The organism is Streptococcus rifensis (assembly GCF_053203525.1).
On sequence record NZ_JBRUCW010000016.1, the window covers coordinates 19403 to 40215 of the forward strand.

Genomic DNA, 20813 nt, shown 5'->3' on the forward strand with positions numbered 1-20813 from the left:
TCAAATTGCTTACTAACCACGTTCACAAAGGAGAAACTGAGATGAAATTTGTTGCAATCGTCGGCTCAAATGCTGAACAATCATACAACCGCATGCTCTTGCAATTTATGCAGCGCCATTTTAAAGTTAAATGCGAAATTGAATTGTTGGAAATCAAAGATGTCCCAATGTTCAACCAAGACGAGGATCAAACGGATAGCTTTGCCATTCGTTACCTATACAATAAAATTACACGTGCGGATGGTGTCATTATTGCTACACCTGAGCACAATTATACCATCACACCAGCCTTAAAGAGCACATTAGAGTGGTTATCTTACAAGATTCATCCCCTTGAAAACAAGCCAGTCATGATTGTTGGGGCGTCTTACTATGATCAAGGAACTTCTCGTGCGCAAGTCCACTTACGTAAAATCTTGGAGGCACCAGGTGTCAATGCCTACACCCTTCCAGGAAACGAATTCCTTCTTGGTAAAGCGAAAGAAGCTTTTGACCTCAATGGTGATATCACCAATGAAGGTACGATTAACTTCCTTGAAACTTGCTTGGATAACTTTATGAAATATGTTGATGTGGTATCTGCTTTGAAAAAACCAAAACCTATTGCACCAGAAGACTTAGATTGTACACAACCTATCGCAACAACTGTTCGAGGAATCGATCCTGATGATCCAGATTGGTTGGAAAAAGCGTCAAAACAGGTAAACGCTGTTGAAGGTAATACCTATGTAAAATTGAGCAATGGTCTTTTAACGGTTGATCAATTGGATATGTTCCTTAATGCCATGCCATTTGAATTAACCTTTGCGGATGATAACAACCAATTCTTGTACTATAATAATAAGCATCAAGAAGCGTCGACTATGCTTGGTAAGCGTGTCAAAGAGCAGGTCGGTAGTCGGATGCGAACCATTCATGGTACTCTTCCGCCAGCTCGTATGAAGAACGTGGAATGGGTTATCGGAACGCTTCGTAATGGTAATCAAGAATATGTCCGTACCATTGTTCCTGGAACACCACCAGAAATTATCAACACCCATAACTATCAAGCCATGTATTACCCAGATGGTTCCTACGCTGGTATCAATGAAATCATCTTTAACTTCAAACCATGGTTGGATTGGTATTTAGAAGCTACTGGACATCGTTTAGTGGGGGGGACTCCTGCTCCTGTTATCCCTAACGCCAAGCCTGCACCTCATGGTGCAGATGCAACATCTGGAGCTTCTGAAGAGGCTAATGATGCTGCTGTGACAGATGCCATATCAGGTGCATCTGAAAACTAATCATATTTCTCTTGAAGAGGTGAGCAGTCACTCATCTCTTTTCTAATGAAACTAGAAGTAGAAGGAATAATTATGTCATTTTTTGAAGAAAAAATCACAGCTGCTTGCAACAAAAAGGAAGCCCTATTTGATGAAAGCTTAGGGCGTTACGCTCTGCGTTCAATGTTTGCGGGAGCCTATCTCACGATGTCAACAGCAGTGGGAATTATTGGTGCTGACGTTATTTCAGCTCAATTTCCAGCCTTAGCCCGTTTTGTCTTTACTTTTATCTTTGCGATCGGTCTTTGCTTTGTCTTGATTTTTAACGGAGAACTAGCAACGTCTAACATGATGTACTTAACTGTCGGTTCTTACTATAAAAAAATAAGTTGGGCGAAAACAACTAAAATTTTACTTTATTGTACTTTCTTTAATTTTGTCGGTGCCCTCATCCTCGCCTATCTCTTCAACCAGTCCTTCTCATTTATGACCTTAAAAGACGATAGTTTTGTGGTAACAGCTGTAAACATTAAGCTTGGAAAATCTGACTGGTCAAACTTTACTGAAGGTATTACTGCTAACATGTTTGTTAACATTGCGATTCTTGGTTATATGGTTCTTAAGGAAGAGGTTGCTAAATTTTTCATCGTAGTGTCTGCTATTTTTATGTTCGTTTTCCTCATCAATGAACATTTGGTCGCAAACTTTGCTTCATTTATGCTTCTAGCCTTTAACAATGCCCGCAGTCAAGTAGATGCATTTAATATCATCAATGTCCTGCGTCAATGGGTCGTTGTCTTCTTTGGAAACTGGCTTGGTGCGGGTGTTTTCATTGGTATTGCCTATGCCTGGCTGAACCAAACGAAAACAGACCATAAGGAAAGCTAGATGCAAGCATTTTAAAACAATATGGAGGTATTTCATGAATAAAAAATTAGTCGTATCCAAAACGGACTATAAAATTGCTGGTGTTTGTGGTGGTTTAGCTGAGTATTTTGGAATGAAATCAGATAATGTCAGGCTCGGTTTTATTGTGGGTGCCCTCTTGGGTGGTAGTGCCATTGCTATTTACATTGTTTTAATCTTTGTGATGGCGGATAACTAAGAGCTACCTGTTTCTGAATATTTAAAAAGATGACTAGTGACTGAATGAAAGTTACAGGCCATCTTTTATTTTTTACCAAATTTATTAAAGAATTCATTGAGTCTGTCTACCATGTTCTGACCGCCACCATCAATCATAGTACCTTGTTTGCTCATCTCTTCCTGCAATAGTTGCTGACTTTTAGCAATAGTCGTCTGCGTCGTATAGTAAAGGGTGATGGTGGTCCCACGTTTGAGAGAGGTCGTAAATAGAGCAGGTTTGGGTTCAAAGTCAACCACACAACGAACATTGGCCTCTGCATAATCTTTGTGCGGTGCTGCAAGTTCAGGGTTAACCTTAAATCCCTTGCTTTCCAGCAATTCTTTAGCTGCCTCAAGGGTTAAGCCTTTTAGGACAGGCAAATCCACCTGCTCATCGCACTGCTCCCTGATATTTTCATCCATGTAATACAGTTTTACAAGGGTCTCTGGAGGGTAATGTCCTGATTTTGGCTGCATCTCCAAAACGTCATTAATGCTGGATTTTAGCCACTTTTTATCTGGCTGAACGAGCAACAGTTGAGGAATAAAACCAATTCTTTCGACATGAGCAATAGCATCGGAAAGTCGCATCCCAGTCAGATCTCCGAGAAACAGATGTTGCTCTTTGGCATTATGATCTTTAGTCATCCTTTTTTTGACAAAAGGAATAATAATTTTGGCTAGGTTTGTAATAGCCTTAACAGGCACTGGCATATCTGTTTCCTCGCTTTTTAATTCATTATACCAAAGAGGCATAGATTTGCAAGAAGGAAAGTTACTTTAGCCATTTGAAAACCATCTGTCCCTCCGTGACAAACAGTGAAAAATAAGGTAAAATAGGGGAAGTGTGTCAATGGGTTTCGATTACCTTATAGACCAATAACTGACAATATAGGACTTTCAAATGAGTATTTTAAACGTTGAACATTTAACCCACGGTTTTGGGGAACGCGCTATTTTTAATGATGTGTCTTTCCGTCTGCTAAAAGGGGAGCATATCGGATTGATTGGTGCTAATGGTGAAGGAAAATCAACTTTCATGAACATCATCACTGGAAAACTCCAGCCTGATGAAGGCAAGGTTGAATGGAGCAAGCGGGTGCGAGTTGGTTACTTGGACCAGCACACAGTGTTAGAACCAGGCATGACCATTCGAGACGTTCTTCGCAGCGCTTTTGCCTATCTTTATGAATATGAAACCCGTCTGGGGGAAGCCTACATGGAAATGGCTGAAGCAGATGAGGATAAAATGGCAGAGTTGATGGAAGAGACTGGTGAACTACAAGACCTTCTAGAATCTCATGACTTTTATATCGTTGATACCAAGGTAGAAGAAGTAGCACGCGCCCTTGGAATTACTGCTTTTGGCTTGGATAGTGATGTCAACGAGCTATCTGGTGGCCAACGGACTAAGATTTTATTAGCCAAACTTCTTCTAGAAAAACCTGACATCTTGCTCCTAGATGAGCCGACTAACTACCTCGATACTGAGCATATTGAATGGCTTCGCCGCTACCTCAACGACTATGAAAATGCCTTTATTCTAATATCCCATGATATTCCTTTTTTAAATAGTGTCATCAACCTGATTTACCACATGGACAATCAGCAACTCAATCGCTATGTGGGCGATTATGACAAGTTCCAAGAAGTTTATGCCATGAAGAAGGCCCAGATTGAAGCTGCCTATAACCGTCAACAAAAAGAAATTGCGGACCTCAAGGACTTTGTGGCACGGAACAAAGCGCGCGTCGCTACCCGTAACATGGCCATGTCTCGTCAGAAGAAGCTGGATAAGATGGAAATGATTGAGTTGGTACAAGAGCGTCCTAAACCAGAATTCAATTTCTTAGTGGCCAGAACTCCTGGGCGTTACATCTTTAAGACAGAAAATTTGGTTATTGGCTATGATAATCCTTTGACCAAGCCGATGAATCTGGAGATGCAACGAGGCCAAAAGATTGCCATTACTGGCTCAAACGGTATTGGAAAAACGACTCTTCTCAAAAGTCTTCTCGGACTTATTGCCCCTCTTGAGGGTGAGGTCGAACGGGGTGAATTTTTAGAAATCGGCTACTTCGAACAAGAAATGTCCAGCGATGTTGACAAATCCTGCCTAGATGAGATTTGGGATACCTTCCCGTACATGAATCAGGCTGAAGTGCGCGCAGCCCTGGCTAAATGTGGCCTGACGACCAAACATATCGAGAGCAATGTCCGAGTGCTCAGTGGAGGTGAGCAAGCGAAAGTTCGCCTCTGTAAACTTCAAAATAAGGAAAGCAATGTCCTGATTCTGGATGAGCCAACTAACCACTTAGATGTTGATGCCAAGGATGAACTAAAACGTGCCCTGAAAGAATATAAGGGAAGCATTCTGATGGTCTGCCACGAATCTGAATTCTATGAAGGGTTAGCGACAGAAGTCTGGGACTTCTCAGGTTATTCCGTCATGCGTGGCTAAGGAAATCACATTAACGTTAAAACACCAGGAGAGACCTGTCTATGCAGATTCTTCTGGTGTTTTTCTTTTGTTAATATGACCTGAACAGTCGTTTGAAATGAGAGTACTGTTTATTTTTTAGTTTTGAGAAGCTTCTGAGGGTACTTAACCAATTCATTTAGATTGGCTAGGGTCTCTTTTTGTTTAGCCTGGCGCTCAGAAAGAAGTTTGCGACTCAAAGCCATATTGTGTCCATCAAGATAGTCAAGGCGAATGATAGTACCAGGGCGGACATTTTTTGTCAAGAAAGTTTGTTTGGGATAGGTTTCGATGACTTGATTGGCATTTTTATCGCCAAGTTCTGCTCTTGGTGCGATAATACGTCGAATGACCGTGAAGCCTTGTTCAGTTAGGATTCGTTCGGCCTCGTCTATATCAGTACCCTTGAGATCCGTTGGTAAAACTATGCTGTCTCCTAACCCCATACTCGCTTCGAGTGTTTCCGGGGTCAGATAATAAAGTTTCACCAGATGGCCAGCCTTGAACTTACCCGACTTGGGACTCATGGCTACGACCTCGTCTATTTCAGACTTGGCAAACTTTTTATGTGCCTTGGCTGGAAGGACATGAACAGAAAAACCAATGCTTTCAAGATAGCTTTGGGCAGAATGGATCGGCATATCAATCACGTTTGGGATTTGAATCAGAGCTGTTTTGGCTTCATGACGGCGGTCTAGAGCCTTGTCAACAATTGGAGCAGCCTTATCAGTGATTTTACCAGCAATTTCGACAGTATCTGGAATAACAGAAAGGGTGGCATTTAATACCTTAAATGCCCGTCCTGCTAATTTCCCAAACTTAGGTTTTGCCATCTCTTTACACCTCCCTTTGTTCTTCCTTTAGTATACCACAAAAGATATGCTAACTCCCCTAAAGTCTTACAAATTTGTAAGAAATCCGTCTAGAGATGTAAGGGCATGTCTTGCTAGATTAGGATAAATTAGAATTGAAGGAGGAGCCCAGAATGACTAAAGAAATTAAGATTAACTTTTCCATGTTTAGTTTGCTACAATATGTCTTTGCTGTATTAGTCATCCTCTTACATGCTCAACAGATTTTTCCTAATGACGGATTACATTTTGTTCAAAAAAGTATCTTTAGCCGCATGGCTGTTCCTTTTTTCATTGTTAGTGCCAGTTTTTGGCTTGCTAGGAAGCCGGAGCAGTTGAAGATAACCTCTAAAAAATGGTTGTGCAGCTACTTAGGCTTGTCCTTGCTTTATTTACCCTATGCAGTATGGTATTATCAGCAGTCAAATTATCCAGGTATATATCTACCTATAGGCATTTTGGCCTCGCTGTTTTATACAGGGACATGTTACCACTTGTGGTATTTTCCAGCTATCTTGTTTGGTTTCTTCTTTTATCACAGCCTTCGCAAACTCTTACCTCAAAAAGGGCTTTGGGCATGCTTTCTCTTGCTCTATCTCTTTGGTGCTATAGAAACTTATTCTGCTTACTTATCAGGGACATTTTTTGTAAAGCTTTACGATAACTATTCCCAGATTTTCTTCACCAGTCGCAACGGCCTTTTTTATGTCCCTATCTTCATCTTAATCGGGCAAAGTCTTTATGACAATCGTCAGGCACCATTTTTGGCCAGACAGCCTTTCTTGAAATTTGTATTAGCCTTTGGTTTATTGCTAGCCGAAAGCTTTATCATCTTCCAGCACCAAGGTTATGATAAAAATTTTATTTTTTCTCTCCTTCCGTTCACCTTTTTCTTGGTCAATTGGGCTTGGAGGACAGACCTTTTCCGAGAGAAGCAGTGGCAAACCTTGAAATACTACAGTAAATACTATTATTATTTCCACCCTATCTTTATAGAATTATCTTTTCTCTGGTTGGCAAATAGTGACTTAAAAAAATGGGAAAAGGGAATCGTGGTCAGTCTTATGACACTTGTTGCGACTCATTTTCTCAGTCACCTGCTCTTAAAATACGCTCCTCTAAAACGGCTAATGTTGCACAAGATGATTCAGAGCATCCGTTTTAAGCTTACAAATTTGTAAGAAATCCGTCTTAAGGTGTAAGGGGAAACATCAGTTATAATCGGTATACTAGAAATAAGAAAAATCTAGCTACATCAACTAACTTTTGTTACAATTAAGCTAAGAAATAGGAGGTCCCTATGTTTTTATACGCCAAACATTTGCAGCGTGTTTTTCGGACACGTGGGTCAAAAGCAGAAGTCAGAGCTCTGCAAGATGTCCATTTCCAGGTGGAAAAGGGCGAGTTTGTCGCCATCATGGGCGAATCAGGCTCTGGTAAGACAACGCTTCTCAATATCCTGGCTACCTTAGATCAGCCCACGTCAGGTGCCGTTATCTTAAACGGCAAAGACCTGACCCATATCAAAGAAAGTGATATGGCTGATTTTCGTTTGAAGAATCTCGGTTTTGTCTTTCAGGATTTCAACCTCTTGGATACGCTCAATATCAGAGATAACATCTTTTTACCATTAGTTTTAAGTGATCTGCCTATTACGGAAATGGAGCAGCGCTTGCCAGCCTTAGCAGACAATTTGGGGCTGACTGAACTCCTCAATCAACGTCCCTATGAGCTATCAGGTGGTCAGCAACAACGGGTTGCCATCGCACGCGCCCTCATCACCAAACCGCAATTAATCTTGGCTGACGAGCCTACAGCAGCTCTTGATTACCGTAATTCTGAAGACTTGATGCGTATTTTTGAAGATATCAATCAGTCAGGTCAGACCATTCTCATGGTGACCCATTCCCCGATGGCAGCCAGCCATGCTGGTCGTGTTCTCTTTATCAAGGATGGACGTATTTTCCATCAGTTGTACCGTGGCGACCAGTCGTCCTCAGATTTCTATAAAACCATCTCACTAACCATGACAAGTTTGCTAGGAGGTGACTAGGATGCTTTACCTTAAACTGGCTTTGGGCAACCTCAAAAAGGCTTATCAGGCTTACCTGCCCTTTATTCTTTCCAGTACAACACTTTTTATCTTACTTAACACCATCAACATGATATGGTTAGCACCTGATATCCAAGATAGACGTACGACTCCAACCATTCTTAAATTTGCCTTTTGGACCATTGCTATTTTTGCCCTTATCATCGTTCACTACAGTCATAACTTCTTGATGAAGCAGCGGAGCAAGGAGTTTGGCTTATATAGCGTCATCGGGATGAACCGCAAGCGTATTGCTATTGTGGCTATTTTGGAATTATTTATAGTTTTTACAGTGATCATGCTAATCGGAAGCCTTTTAGCAACAGTTTTGGCCAAGTTTCTCTATCTGATTTTGGTCAATATGATCGAGATTGATAATTTTGAAATTGGACTGACGGCAGCCGGCTACCGTGGGACCTGGTTTTTCTTCACAGGGATTTTTATCAGTTTACTTGTAATCTCTTGGCTTAAAATCCATAAACTTTCTTCTTTGGAATTGCTCAGGTCCAATAAAACCCCTGAAAAAGAGCCAAAAAGTAATGCCTTGATAGGTTTCCTAGGTGTGTTGATGATCATAGCTTCCTACGCTTTCTCCCTTAACGATAAGATACCGTTTACGCAAGAATATATCCTCTATAGCTTTTTAGCTGTTTTATCTGTCATCTTTGGCACCTATCTCTTTTTCATCAGTTTCCTGACTTGGCTGTTACGAAAACGTAAAAACAACAAGACCTATTTTTACAAGAAAAAACACTTCATTCCAACAGCTAACATGCTCTATCGCATGAAGCAAAACGCCTTTGGTCTAGCCAATATCACAGTTCTTGCCAGTATGGTCATGGCAACAGTCATCGCGACGGCTTCTATTTTTCTAAGCATCAACGATAGCCTCGAAAGAGCTTATCCTAACGGGAAAAATATTTACTTAGATATTTGGTCTTTGAGGGATAGAACCAAGGCAGAAGAGGTTGCAACTGATTTAGTGACCGAGATTGGAGCAGAATTAGCCGACTTTGATGGTCTTCTTTATTACCAAACGTACCAAAACCTCGAAAATACGGAAAATTTTTCGTTGATTGATATCTTTTCCAATAGTGATTATTATGTTAATGCTACCTCTATCTATTTTATCAGTCTAGTAGATTATGATAAGTCAGGTAACCCTGCCTTATCATTAGCTGATGGGCAAATTGGCTATTACCATACGACTTATCACACCAACCTCAAAACGTCACAGATGACCTTATTTGATGGCAGTGTTTATGATGTTATTCCACTAGCCGAACAGCCAGATCTTCCATTACGAAATTTGAGCTATCCAGGCCATCAGGCCATTATCATTCTGCCTGATGACCAAGCGCTCATGGAGCAAATGATTGCGCACCAGACAGAGGAGTTTGTTTCAGAAGTTTATGCCAGTAATCCTGATTATTATGGCTTCTTCTTTTATAGTTTGCTTGGTCGGGTAACAGATGAACAGTACCAAAAGATAGCAGATAAAAGTGACAACCGTGATTATCAAGCACAATCACCGTTTTTCTGGGCGAGCTATAAGCAGGAGGAGTACCAAAACAAACTTGATTTCACCGGCCCCTTCCTCTTTATTGGAGTGATTATCGGCTTTAGCTTCCTCATGGGTGCTTGTTTGATTATGTATTACAAGCAAATTTCAGAAGGCCATGAAGACCGAAAAGCCTACAAGGTCTTGCAGGAAATCGGCATGAGCAAGAAAATGGTCAGAAAAACGATTAGCAACCAAATTCTTCTCATTTTCTTTGCCCCTCTCGGTTTAGCTGTCATTCATATTGGCTTTGCTATGCCCTTGTTAATTCGTTTATTAAACGACACGGGCGTCTTCGCAGACAGCATTGTGTGGCCAACTGCGAGCCTCTTTATCCTAGTGTTCATTTTGCTCTATTACCTTGTTTACCGGGTGACCAGCAGAACTTACTATAAGATTATTGAACGCTAGGTCAGCGCTGGCGTCAGAACCTTTATTTTTGTAAAATAGACTTATGAAAGATATGAAAACGATTTTTGTGGTGGAGGATGATCTGTCCATCGTTCAATCGCTCAAAACTTACTTTAAAGACCGTTATCAGGTGATTGGCGTGACAAATTTCAGAGCTGTTCAGCAGGAAATCACAGAAGCAGGAGCTGATGTGGTCCTCATGGACATCACTCTTCCTTACTTCAATGGTTATTACTGGACGACCGAACTCCGTAAGAAGTCTAATATTCCCCTTATTTTCATTTCCAGTGCTAATGAAGAGATGAATGCGATTATGGCACTCAATATGGGGGCAGATGATTTTATCGCCAAGCCCTTTTCCTTGTCTATTTTGGAGGCTAAAATTTCAGCTCTCCTTAGACGAACGCAAGATTTTGCCTCGACAGACCTTGTCTTTGAGGATTACTGCCTATCTGCCGATGGTGAACTAAGGAGAGGCCTTGATAAAATTAGCCTAACCCCCACGGAGAATAAAATTCTTCATAGCCTTTTATCTAAACAAGGCCAGCTGGTCACCAAAGAAAAGTTGCTGGAAAAACTGTGGGAGAATGAAGACTTCATCGACCAAAACACGCTCAATGTCAATATGACCAGGCTGAGGAAAAAGCTTCGCCAGCTGGATTTTGACCGTATTCATACCATTAGAGGGGTAGGATTCTTAGTGCAATGATTGGAAAATTTCTCAAAGAATACCGCCTCTGGTTATTACTTTATCCGATATTAGTGTTAATCCTAGGCATAACCTTTTGGCTTTACAGACTACCAGTTGCTACTTTTAGCAACGCCCTTGTCTTCACGCTTACTATTTATGTGATAGCAATAGCTGTTCTGTATTGGCAGTTTGTGCAAAAGATGAGCCTTCTCTCTGACCACAAGTCTGTCAAAGCTTCTCAAACCAGCTCCCCCTTAGTTCAAGCTCATCTTGATGCCTTAGAAGAGAGCGTCAGTCATTCAAAAAATCAACAAGACAGCTTACGTCAAGAAAGGACGCAACTAACCAGTTTAATCAAGATGTGGTCTCATCAAATCAAGGTGCCTCTGGCTAGCCTTGATCTCATGGTGCAGACGGAGCGTCTTGCACCTCAGGACGTCGCTAATCAAGTACAGTCGATTGATCACTACCTGACCATGCTCTTGAACTATCTCAAATTTCAGGAAAAAACAGATGATTACCGCTTTGAAAGCTTATCTGTCAAAGCACTGGTCTCATCTATTATCAAAGACTACAGGATACAATGTTTGAGTAAGGACTTATCTGTCGATATCTCAGGCGAATGGTCGCTTAACTCAGATCGTAAATGGCTGACCTTTGCTATTAGTCAAATCGTTGACAATGCGATTAAGTATAGTCGACCGGGGGGTAAGATAGCCATTACAATTGATGCTGGAAACCTGAAAATAAGCGATCAGGGACTGGGGATTTTGCCCGAGGATCTCCCTAGACTCTTTGAGGAGGGTTTTACAGGCTTTAATGGCCATCAACACCATAAATCCACTGGTCTTGGTCTTTATATGACTAAGCTTATTCTGACGGAACTGGAGCTAGCAGTAGCTATTGAAAGTGAAATAGACCAAGGCACGACCGTTACCATTACACCCAAAAGGAATCCAAATGACCTCAACACACTTTAAACTCTATGCCGCTGTCTTTCCTATCATCCAAAATGAACAGGGACAACTCTTACTTCATCAACGCCAAAATACCGGTTATATGGATGGTTATTGGGATCTAGCTGGTACTGGACACCTTGACCCCAACGAAACCGCGACAGAAGCTCTTATCCGTGAGTGCCAAGAAGAACTTGGTATTCAGGTCAGTCCAGAAGACCTGCAGTTGATTCACACTGTCCATCGAACAGGTCAACAGGATCAGTTTCCTTACCTCTATCTCTATTTTACAGTTGCTCGGTTTACCGGTCAGCCTCGTGTTATGGAAAACTATAAAAATGCAGGCCTCGGTTGGTTTAGCCTAGACCAATTACCTGAACAGATGATTGACGATCGTAAAATAGCTGTTCAGCAAGCATTAGCAGGCATTACCTATCAAGAATGGAGAACCTGATGGAAATCTGGGACATTTACGACGACCAGCATCACTTGACTGGTGAAAAAATCGCCAGAGAAGATGTCTTGCTTCTGAAAGAAGGCCAGTATCATGTCTGTGTGAATGCTTTTTTAAGAGACATTGAGGGCAACTTCCTTGTGCAGCAACGTTCCTGGAAAAAGGAAACCAATCCAGGTGTTTGGGTCCTCTTTACTGGTGGCTCGATCCTGACAGGAGAAACGCCTGAAAAAGGGATTGCTAGGGAAGTAGCAGAAGAACTAGGATTAAAGGGCTTAGCATTTAACCACTTAGGATATGAGGTCAGGCCAGATATCAAGTCTATCATGCATTATTATATGGCCAAAATCCCTCAAGTGAGTAAAGAACAAATTAAACTTCAACAATCTGAAATTCATCAAATTGCTTGGATACCCCCTGGGCAAGCAAATGATTAAGCCAAGAAAAATCCATTTGATCATTACTGGTTTCAAAAATGTTTTTCTCAAAAATCATTTGAATAGTATGAAAATTCTCATTATTAACTTGAATCATAATCATGATTCGGCTATAATATAAGTAGAAGAAAACGCTTTCTACACTTTATCAATCAGGAGGATGTATTATGAACTTTTTAAAACGTGCTTGGCTTAGCGTGACCAGACGTAAAGGAAAATCTCTTTTGCTCTTTGCGATTATTTTTATTATTTCCAATGTTATTGCAGGTGCTATTTCGATTCAGCAAGCCAGCAATAGTGTAGAAGAAAAAATCAAGTACAATATGGGGGCAACTGCATCTATTGATCTTGATTACAAGGCGCTTGAAAAGGAATATGCTAAAGATGAAAATTTTATGGTCGAAAATGAATTAACGCCAGAAATCATTGAACAGGTCGGTCAGTCTTCTTTCGTTAAGTATTATGATTATAATACTGGAGCTTCCTTGGGATCAGAGAGCTTAGAATATTTTATTCCAGACTATCTGAAAGAACAATCTGACCAAGGTATGTATATGACTGGAGGAGGTGAAGAGTATCATGCCTTTAGCCTTAAAGGTGTCCAGTACCCTAAGATACTTGATATTGAAGAAAAGAAAATTAACTTAGTCGATGGCCGTGTTTTAACGCAAGATGAAGTAGACTCTGGTGCAAAAGTTGTCTTGATTTCTAAAGCTATTGCTGAGCCCAACAACCTCAAGGTAGGAGATCGCCTAACGCTAACCAGTTATGGGGTTGATTTTAATGGAGGAATGACTGAAGAAGGAACTCCTAACATTCAGGCATCCAATCTTGGGGATTTTGAGTTCGACATTGTCGGAATCTTTGAAGTTCCTAAAACAGATTCTAATGCCACCGGTGATGACTCTCAAAATCAATCACAAGGGGATATGGACAAGATGAATAAGGCCTTTATGGAGCAAATGGCCAATAATACTATTTATACACCCAATAAAGTTGCTAGTGAGGTTAACCAATCTTCTCGGGAATTTTATGCTAATCTTTACGGTGAAGAAGTCGGTATTAATGATTCAGAGTACTATACTCCAGTCTACGTTCTCAATAAACCTGAAGATGTTGACAAATTTAAAGAAGAGAATCAGGGCTTGCTTCCAAAGTATTACACCATTATGGCTTCCTCAGACCAATACGACACTATTGCAGGTCCAGTCCAATCCATGTCTAAATTAGCTGGTTATGTCCTTATTGTTGCGATTTTAGCTGCTATCTTAATTATTACCCTTGTAGTTTTGCTCTTCTTACGCGACCGCAAGCACGAACTTGGTATCTATCTCTCCTTTGGAGAAGATAAAACCAAGGTCTTTGCCCAAATCTTAGTGGAAGTTCTCCTGATTGCTTTTGTGGCTATTACTTTAGCTGTCCTTACCGGTAATCTGATTGCGAACGGGTTATCTGGTAGCCTGATCCAAAACCAACTGGAAAACCAAATGAGTATGGATAGTGGCTATTACTATAACCCAATGACCTTAGGCACCCATAACTTTACCACGGACGATGTCGTAGCAGCCTATAAGGTGACTCTGAGTCCACTTTATATTCTCTTGATGTATGGTGTCGGCTTAGGGACAACTCTTTTAGCTACTTTAGCGCCACTGGCTTATATTTTGCGACTCAATCCTAAAAAAATCATGATGTAAAGGAGGCACCTATGGCTATTTTAGAAACCAAAAACGTCAATTATTTCTATCAAGACGGAGAACAACGTCGAACGATTTTAAAAGAAACCACTGCTCAATTTGAAAAAGGTGTTTTCTATACCATTTTAGGGCAATCAGGCTCTGGGAAGACGACCTTCCTTTCCCTGATTAGTGCGCTAGAAGAGCCCAAAGGAGGCCAAGTTCTCTATCGAGGAAGAGATATCAAAGAACTAGGTTATCACCAGTTTAGGCGTGATAATGTTGGGATAATTTTCCAACAGTATAATCTCATCCCTTATATGACTGCTGTTGAGAATGTCCTAGTGCCAATGGCCATTACACATAATGAGTTGCCTAAGGATCAGAAAGAAGTGGCTTATAATCTCCTAGATTATATCGGACTTGATAAGCTTAAGGCAGATCGCTTAATCAATCAACTATCTGGTGGTGAGCAACAGCGTGTTGCTATCGCACGCGCTTTGGCAACGAATGTCGATATTATTCTTGCGGATGAGCCAACAGGAAACTTGGATGAAGAAATGGAAGCAGAAATTGTAGCCATCTTTAAAAAACTGGCACATGAGCATGGGAAATGTGTCATCGTCGTGACCCACGCTAATGAGATTGCGAAAGAGAGCGATCAGATTTTATACTTACATAAAGGACGTTTAGCCCCGTATGAGCAATGATTTTTTATCCAAATTTTCTGGTAAGAATTACGATGACCTACTGGAAAAAGACCGAACTGAAAGTAAGGATTCCCAAGTCTCCACCAAAGTACCCTTAACAGAGCCCGTTTCTTCAACTCCTTCTGTTTCAGATTCCATTACAACTAAACCAGATTCTTTCAAAACACAGCTACCTTCTGGACGTAGTAGCCGACCTCCATACGAGGCCAAACTGTTTGAAGATCACGAAGAAGAAGAAACAGCAGAAATGGAGCCTAGCCCTCGGAGTCAAAAGCATCTCTCAAGAGGGCAACGGTATGAAACGGATGATTTGTATGAAGTTGATCCCAGCTACAATAGCAAACAAGTTAAGAAAAAACGCCTGCTAATTCTCAGTGCCATAATGGCTACCTTATTATTGGCTTTTCTTGGCTTCAAACTGACGCATGTAGCTATTCCCAATTTTGAAGGAAAATCTATCTCAGAAGCCCGTGAATGGGGTATTAAGAACAATGTCACTTTTGATATGACACAAGAATTTAACCTCGAACAAGAGGTCAATTACATCATCTCTCAGAGTGCTAAAGCTAAAAAACAAATCCGTAAAGGAAGTACAATAGGCTTGGTTGTTTCCAAGGGAGCAGATCCAGAAGAAGTTCTTAAGCTTCCTAATTTTGACACTTTATCAGCCAAAGAAGCAGAAGCATGGATTACTGAACATAGGGCTGAAAACATCATCTTAAAAAAAGAATACAGTGACACGATTGAAGCCAATCGTCTGATTCGTTTTGATATTAACTCATCGGATGTCACTGAACAAGATTATAAACGTGGGGATAAAGCTACTCTAATCTATTCAAGAGGAAAAGAGAACCTCGAAAAAAACATTGAAGTCCCCGATTTCACCGGCAAGGAAAAATCAGAAGTGGAAAGCTGGGCTAAAAAAAATGAGATTAAGTTAACCTATACAGATCAAGCAAGTGATAGCATAGCCGCTGGACAAGTGATTTCACAATCAACTGCGCCACAAGAAAAGGTTGCTAAAAAAGATACCATTGAGATCTTCCTTTCTGTTGGCAAAGGCATAACAGTACCGGACTTTGCTACCTTAACGCCTGAGGCAGCAGCCAATGCCAATGGGTTAACGGTCACCGTGCAATATCAGTTTAATCCGAACCTAAGGTATGGAAGCCTCATTTCACAAAGTATTGAAGCTGGCAAACAATTAGCAGAAAAGGAAAGCAAAAACATTTTAGTCATCTACTCTCAAGGAACTCCCTATTTAAAAGACATTCGTGGCAAGAAGTCTAGTGAGTTAGCTAAATACTTCTTCGACGAATACCAGTCTAGAGGAGCAGAAGTGACCTATGAGACGTATTGGGTTAACTCTGCTGAACCCCGTGGAACAGTAGTAGAACAAAGTGATTACGAAGTTCCAATTGCCATGAATTATCATGTGTATGTGGGTATTAGTAATGGTGTTTGGGCTAGTTCTACCATAATTCCAGAAGTTCCTGTTGACAATGGTCTCGGATCTAGTGGGCAAACTAATGAGATTCAAGAAATGACCGAATAATTTTTTTACATATTTTAAATTATGTAAAAACGCTCTGGATTATAATTGATCCAGAGCATTTTTTTGTTCATCATTAACAATATGAGTATAGAGGTCAGTGACTTGAGTGTTAGCATGGCCCAGTTGATGACTGACTAAGACTTGAGATTTAGTGGCATCATAAAGTCTTGTAGCTAAGGTATGTCTCAACTTATGAGGGGTCACCCGAATTTTAAAGTTTTCGGAGTATTTGGCGACCATTTTTTCAATCGAAGACGCATCAATTCGATTAGGCAAGCCGCGGTATTCCGTTAGAAATAGAGCAATATCTGTTTTCTCGGTCTTATAGCGTTTGTTGCGGATAGCCAAATAGTTTTCTAAGTAAGGTTTTGCAAAGCCAGCGACGTTAACTGAATCGCGTTTTCCTCCCTTACGGGTCACCTCAATCAGCATCATCTTAAGGTTTAAATCTTTAAGATCGAGATTGACAGCTTCAGATAGACGGACACCAGAAGCCAAAAGTAGTGCAATAATGGCTAAATCTCGCTCCTTATTCTTATTAAAAGACGATAGAGCCCGAGGAGAAAGCTGATCTGGGTACTCAGTTTCAATGTAATCCAAGAATCCTTGGGTTTCATCGCCTAAAAAAAGTTTTTGCTTGATGTTCTCAGCTCTAGCAGCAAGGGTTTCTTTTTTCTTCTTGGTAGAGACCTTTTTCATGACATTACGGTAAAAATAAGGCTCACCATGCTCATTTTCAACCTCCTCGGTCAAGTACTTGTAGAGACTGGACAAGGCAGACAAGGTGCGATTTATCGTTGTCTGAGAGACACCTTGTTTGGTCGTGTTAGCATTGAGTAATGGCCGTTCACGCAGATAAAGGATAAAAGATTCCATATCTTTTTTGGTCAGGTTTTCTAGTGTAGAAAGCTCAATTTTCGACATGTCAGCAACATCAACAATACCAGAGTCCATCAACCAGATAAAAAAACGATCGTATTCCTTAAGGTATTCGTATAAGGTTGTAAAAGAATAAGGCACAGCTAGCTTGGATTGGTAATAATCCAGGACAAACCAAGGCATCCCTTCCTTAAGTTGATCAATTTTTTCCAGTAACAATTCACGTTTCATTCGTTTTTCTCCATGTTTTTCTATAACAGTAGTATACCACACCCTTATCTATTTTTCAAGAAAATTATAGTTTTTCGGAAAGATGTCAGAGGTAAATATATACACACTACAAGAATAACTAAAAAATAATTTTACCTTTTATGCTTTAAAAAGGAAAACTAAAAAATTTTTTAAAGTCGATTTTGGAAAAATGTACATTTGAATTTTATAGTGATTTTCACTTGTTGCCCCCTACAAAATTCTTGCAAGCAAAAAGTAAGCTGAATTCCTAGCTTACTTTATTTTTTATATTGAGCATAGTGCTCTCTTTTCCGCCTTAATCCTTTACAGATTGAACATGGCACTCTTCCTCTTTTCTCGAACAACATCCTCTTCTTTATTGCCAATTTATATAGATGTTCGGGATCCAAGATTCTCTATTTCATTGTTATTCCACATTTTATATCTAAAAAATCATGAGCTCCAAGGTGGTTCTGTTATCCATTATTCCCCCTCTCTATTAGTATTATTATCTATAATTTATCCTCTAAATCAAATTCTCTTAAAGATATTGGCAATGTAATAGCATTATCTCCAAGTAGCTCTTTCTTTTGATATTCGTGGATTTGAATAACATTTTTTAGAGAGAAAATAACTTCCCGAGTAAGATGAAGTAAATCTATTGTAGATCTTCTCAACTCTTTTTCTGTCAAGAATAGTCTACTTTCCGTACTGTTTTTTTCTTCATAATAAAAATCTAAAGTTACATTAGTGAATCTATGCTCCAAATAATTTCTAATCTTTTTTAATTTTTTTGAGTCTGGATTTGCAGTCATAGAATCACTTTCATAATCAAAGTCTTTAGTAATCCAATAAATTGATAGTAAACCAATATTCTTGTTTAAAAGATCTTTCAAAACATTAGACCTATTCCAAATACTGTGAAAATTAACGTTCCTTATTGAAATTCCAATTGAGAAATATTCATTTAGTAACAACGCTACTTTATCCAATAATGAATATAGAGTTTTAAAAGCTGTTTTTAATCCCTCAATTCTAACAGAATATTGTGTGTAATCAAGGCAGTCAATTAGGCTTACATTTTCATCTGCGAAATGGACTTCATCTACTTCTAAACTATTGAAACAAAGATAACGAGCATAAATATATTCTTGCTTTATCTGATTAAACATGGAGAAGTGTCTTGTTGGGTCCTCTTTAGAATTCCCTAATAAATTAGGAAGTAATAGGTTGTCATCGTATCTATGTACTTCATTTGACTGTAAATCATTAAGAGGATTTAGATAAAGAAGATTCTTGTGGCACCAATGACGATAATCTTGAGATATGGAGTTGTATTCATAATCTTTACATGTGCATTCTCTAGAAACATCAAAAGCAGAATAACTTTCATAAAGCTTTAAAAATCTTTCCTCAGCCATACTAAATCTATTTGGATCGACAATGAATAAGACATTCTCTAATAGACTCTTTATCTCCTTAACAAAGTGAAATTGTTCAGTCTCATTTACAAAGTAACGATAATTGTCCAGAGAGATAGCTAAATTGCCACTAGCCATTGTAAATTCAGGGTTAATCTTCATCGCTTTTCTATACATTTCGATGGCTAATTGTTTTCTACCACATGCATCAAGTAAATTACCATAATTTGTATATAATGAACAAAGTATAGGATGTATAAAAGCCATATTTTCAGGAGCTATTTCTATCTTATTTGAAATTGAAATGGCTTTTCTAAAATAATAAATTTGCTGAATAATATATTCGGAATCATAATTGAAAATTGAACCTTCACTTAATTCAAATATATTTCCAAAAGCTGTACCTATAGAATAAAACAATTGAATTTTTGAAAGTTCATCAATTCCATTTTCAACTTTCTTCCCAAAATCAATAAGTCTTTTAATTTCCTCAATATCTCTACTCTCATACGCTAAATCAAACTTAACTGATATTTCTAGTATTTTACTATCAATTGGATTTTTATACTTCATTATTTTCCCCAAATTAAATATTTAGATTTTAGAGATGATTTCCCATCATGTTCCATTTCTTCAACAAGCATATCCGCTATGTACTCTTTGATATTCTCCCAATTAAAGTTCTCTTTAAACCCTTTACTTCCATCAGAAGGAACGTTTAAAGAAAATGTGGCAAATACAGTTTCACAAGTTCTTCTTGGAAATTTGGCTAAGTAAGAATCAAAAAATGAGTTGGAATATCTATAATGATGAGTATGAATGAAATCTTTCCAGGTATTTAGCATAGATTCTTCATCAATAACATCTATTACTGAAACTTCTTCAAGTTGTCTTTCTTCAATAGTTCTCCATGCTTTTTTCATTAAATTTACTGCTTCCAGGTCACTTTTAGGTGCACTGTACCCAAAAACAGTCAACATATATGAGTTATCAATAAAGAAATCTAATGCTCTCCAACACCAATCAATGTATTTATCTGAAGAGTAGTTTTTATTTTTTACAGGATATAATAATTTAGTTGGTTCAAATCTATTAAGACAATTGGGGCAACGCCAATCTATTATTCCAAATTCAATGTGTTCTTCACAAAAACCAACGCCACCATTACCGTGTAAACAAAGAATTTGAGGCAAGTTCTGAGTGATTTTTGAACAGCGGACATAGGCTTGAATTAGTAAGGGATCCCAATTAAATGTTGCTATACAATCCTTATTGGTTAAACTTAGTATCAAAAAATCATATATAGTTGGCTCATCAGGTAACTCTAGTGAGGCAAAGTAAGCATAGAGTCTTTCTTCTAACTCTTTAACCACCTCAGTACACTCTTCTCTTTCATATAGTTCTGAATAAATATCTTCCAAATTCTCACTCTCTGTCTGTAATTCTACATCTGCAAGGAGTTCTTCTAAATTTAGCTTTTTTATCAATCCATTCATTACTGAAGAACTTTTTCCGTTTTTATCACCATTTGGAATTGCTGCAATAGTAGCACCTGCTCCTAGAATAACTGTATGCGATCTCATCTATTCCTCCTGAAAATCATTTTACTTTTATTATACCACTAACACTGCTATATTCTCTACCTTGTCAATAATACAAAATGTACAATTGAGCCTATTACCTCACCGCCATTTTCGATATTATTTTGTACAATTGAATCTCCAACCAAACCACAATCTCCTCATCCAATACTGTACTTTATTAGAGTTTAAAATAATATACAAAACAAAAATAAAGTACATTTTTTAGAGAATGTACTTTATTCTTCTATCTCAGTATTATCAAGGGTTTAGACCACGTTGTCTCAATTGTTCATAAATTTTTAGTTTTACTAAAAAAAATTTCAACTAATATTCTATAAAAATGGACTTTATTCAAGTCAAAACTGGATTTATTGTAATTGATTTCTTCTCCATGTCTTGAACGTAATTACAAGGAAAACTAAAAAACCGGGACTAA

At 39.0% G+C, this 20813-nt stretch carries 19 protein-coding genes; 14 read left to right on the forward strand and 5 right to left on the reverse strand.

All coding sequences use genetic code 11. From position 1 onward, the window contains the following. Window positions 1–41: 41 nt before the first annotated feature. The 3 genes from ACVRYP_RS09335 (at window position 42) to ACVRYP_RS09345 (ending at window position 2370) form a co-directional block, all read left to right on the forward strand. Window positions 42–1286: an NAD(P)H-dependent oxidoreductase gene (locus tag ACVRYP_RS09335; protein WP_447468448.1), complete on the forward strand. Its 1245-nt coding sequence runs from the start codon at window positions 42–44 to the stop codon at window positions 1284–1286. Window positions 1287–1358: 72 nt separating this feature from the next. Further along, window positions 1359–2153, forward strand: coding sequence for a formate/nitrite transporter family protein (locus ACVRYP_RS09340; RefSeq protein WP_447468449.1), 795 nt, complete (start codon window positions 1359–1361; stop codon window positions 2151–2153). A gap of 34 nt (window positions 2154–2187) precedes the next feature. Continuing rightward, entirely contained in the window at window positions 2188–2370 is a 183-nt protein-coding gene (locus ACVRYP_RS09345) for a PspC domain-containing protein (protein WP_447468450.1), read from the forward strand. 65 nt (window positions 2371–2435) lie between these two features. Here ACVRYP_RS09345 and ACVRYP_RS09350 read toward each other — a convergent pair whose 3' ends face one another. Beyond that, window positions 2436–3104, reverse strand: coding sequence for a PASTA domain-containing protein (locus ACVRYP_RS09350; RefSeq protein ID WP_447468451.1), 669 nt, complete (start codon window positions 3102–3104; stop codon window positions 2436–2438). A 190-nt stretch (window positions 3105–3294) separates the two neighbouring features. Between ACVRYP_RS09350 and ACVRYP_RS09355 the strand changes: the two genes are divergently transcribed. Further along, entirely contained in the window at window positions 3295–4851 is a 1557-nt protein-coding gene (locus ACVRYP_RS09355; protein ID WP_447468452.1) for an ABC-F family ATP-binding cassette domain-containing protein, read from the forward strand. 110 nt (window positions 4852–4961) lie between these two features. Here the strand turns inward: ACVRYP_RS09355 and ACVRYP_RS09360 are convergent, their stop codons facing one another. Then, a complete protein-coding gene (locus ACVRYP_RS09360) occupies window positions 4962–5702 on the reverse strand; it encodes a PASTA domain-containing protein (protein ID WP_447468453.1) in 741 nt (246 codons plus the stop codon). Between the two features lie 152 nt (window positions 5703–5854). On the opposite strand from ACVRYP_RS09360, the gene ACVRYP_RS09365 reads away from it, so the two are divergent. From ACVRYP_RS09365 to ACVRYP_RS09410, 10 genes are all read left to right on the forward strand, one after another. Continuing rightward, window positions 5855–6901: an acyltransferase family protein gene (locus ACVRYP_RS09365; protein ID WP_447468454.1), complete on the forward strand. Its 1047-nt coding sequence runs from the start codon at window positions 5855–5857 to the stop codon at window positions 6899–6901. 119 nt (window positions 6902–7020) lie between these two features. After that, complete coding sequence (locus ACVRYP_RS09370; protein ID WP_307121014.1) at window positions 7021–7773, forward strand: ABC transporter ATP-binding protein; 753 nt, start codon at window positions 7021–7023, stop codon at window positions 7771–7773. A 1-nt stretch (window position 7774) separates the two neighbouring features. Continuing rightward, window positions 7775–9784 (forward strand): FtsX-like permease family protein, encoded by a 2010-nt coding sequence (locus ACVRYP_RS09375; protein ID WP_447468455.1) that lies wholly within the window; start codon window positions 7775–7777, stop codon window positions 9782–9784. 43 nt (window positions 9785–9827) lie between these two features. Next, the gene (locus tag ACVRYP_RS09380; RefSeq protein WP_447468456.1) at window positions 9828–10493 is read left to right on the forward strand and encodes a response regulator transcription factor; all 666 of its coding nucleotides are present in this window, start codon (window positions 9828–9830) and stop codon (window positions 10491–10493) included. Then, window positions 10490–11455, forward strand: a complete 966-nt coding sequence (locus ACVRYP_RS09385; RefSeq protein ID WP_447468457.1) for a sensor histidine kinase — start codon at window positions 10490–10492, stop codon at window positions 11453–11455. Before ACVRYP_RS09380 ends, ACVRYP_RS09385 begins: the two co-directional genes overlap by 4 nt. Beyond that, window positions 11436–11885: an NUDIX hydrolase gene (locus ACVRYP_RS09390; RefSeq protein ID WP_447468458.1), complete on the forward strand. Its 450-nt coding sequence runs from the start codon at window positions 11436–11438 to the stop codon at window positions 11883–11885. The genes ACVRYP_RS09385 and ACVRYP_RS09390 overlap by 20 nt, the downstream gene beginning before the upstream one ends. Further along, window positions 11885–12322 carry an NUDIX domain-containing protein gene (locus ACVRYP_RS09395; RefSeq protein ID WP_447468459.1) on the forward strand — a complete coding sequence of 146 codons (438 nt, stop codon included), beginning with the start codon at window positions 11885–11887 and terminating at the stop codon, window positions 12320–12322. Before ACVRYP_RS09390 ends, ACVRYP_RS09395 begins: the two co-directional genes overlap by 1 nt. A 167-nt stretch (window positions 12323–12489) precedes the next feature. Next, entirely contained in the window at window positions 12490–14019 is a 1530-nt protein-coding gene (locus ACVRYP_RS09400) for an ABC transporter permease (RefSeq protein WP_447468460.1), read from the forward strand. Between the two features lie 11 nt (window positions 14020–14030). Continuing rightward, window positions 14031–14708, forward strand: coding sequence for an ABC transporter ATP-binding protein (locus ACVRYP_RS09405; protein ID WP_447468461.1), 678 nt, complete (start codon window positions 14031–14033; stop codon window positions 14706–14708). Further along, window positions 14698–16263, forward strand: a complete 1566-nt coding sequence (locus ACVRYP_RS09410) for a PASTA domain-containing protein (RefSeq protein WP_447468462.1) — start codon at window positions 14698–14700, stop codon at window positions 16261–16263. Before ACVRYP_RS09405 ends, ACVRYP_RS09410 begins: the two co-directional genes overlap by 11 nt. A gap of 39 nt (window positions 16264–16302) precedes the next feature. Here ACVRYP_RS09410 and xerS read toward each other — a convergent pair whose 3' ends face one another. The 3 genes from xerS to ACVRYP_RS09425 form a co-directional block, all read right to left on the reverse strand. Next, window positions 16303–17373, reverse strand: a complete 1071-nt coding sequence (gene xerS, locus ACVRYP_RS09415) for a tyrosine recombinase XerS (protein ID WP_447468463.1) — start codon at window positions 17371–17373, stop codon at window positions 16303–16305. A 512-nt stretch (window positions 17374–17885) separates the two neighbouring features. Next, window positions 17886–19367 carry an LA2681 family HEPN domain-containing protein gene (locus tag ACVRYP_RS09420; protein ID WP_447468464.1) on the reverse strand — a complete coding sequence of 494 codons (1482 nt, stop codon included), beginning with the start codon at window positions 19365–19367 and terminating at the stop codon, window positions 17886–17888. After that, window positions 19367–20377, reverse strand: a complete 1011-nt coding sequence (locus tag ACVRYP_RS09425) for a hypothetical protein (RefSeq protein WP_447468465.1) — start codon at window positions 20375–20377, stop codon at window positions 19367–19369. Before ACVRYP_RS09425 ends, ACVRYP_RS09420 begins: the two co-directional genes overlap by 1 nt. Between the last annotated feature and the right edge of the window lie 436 nt (window positions 20378–20813).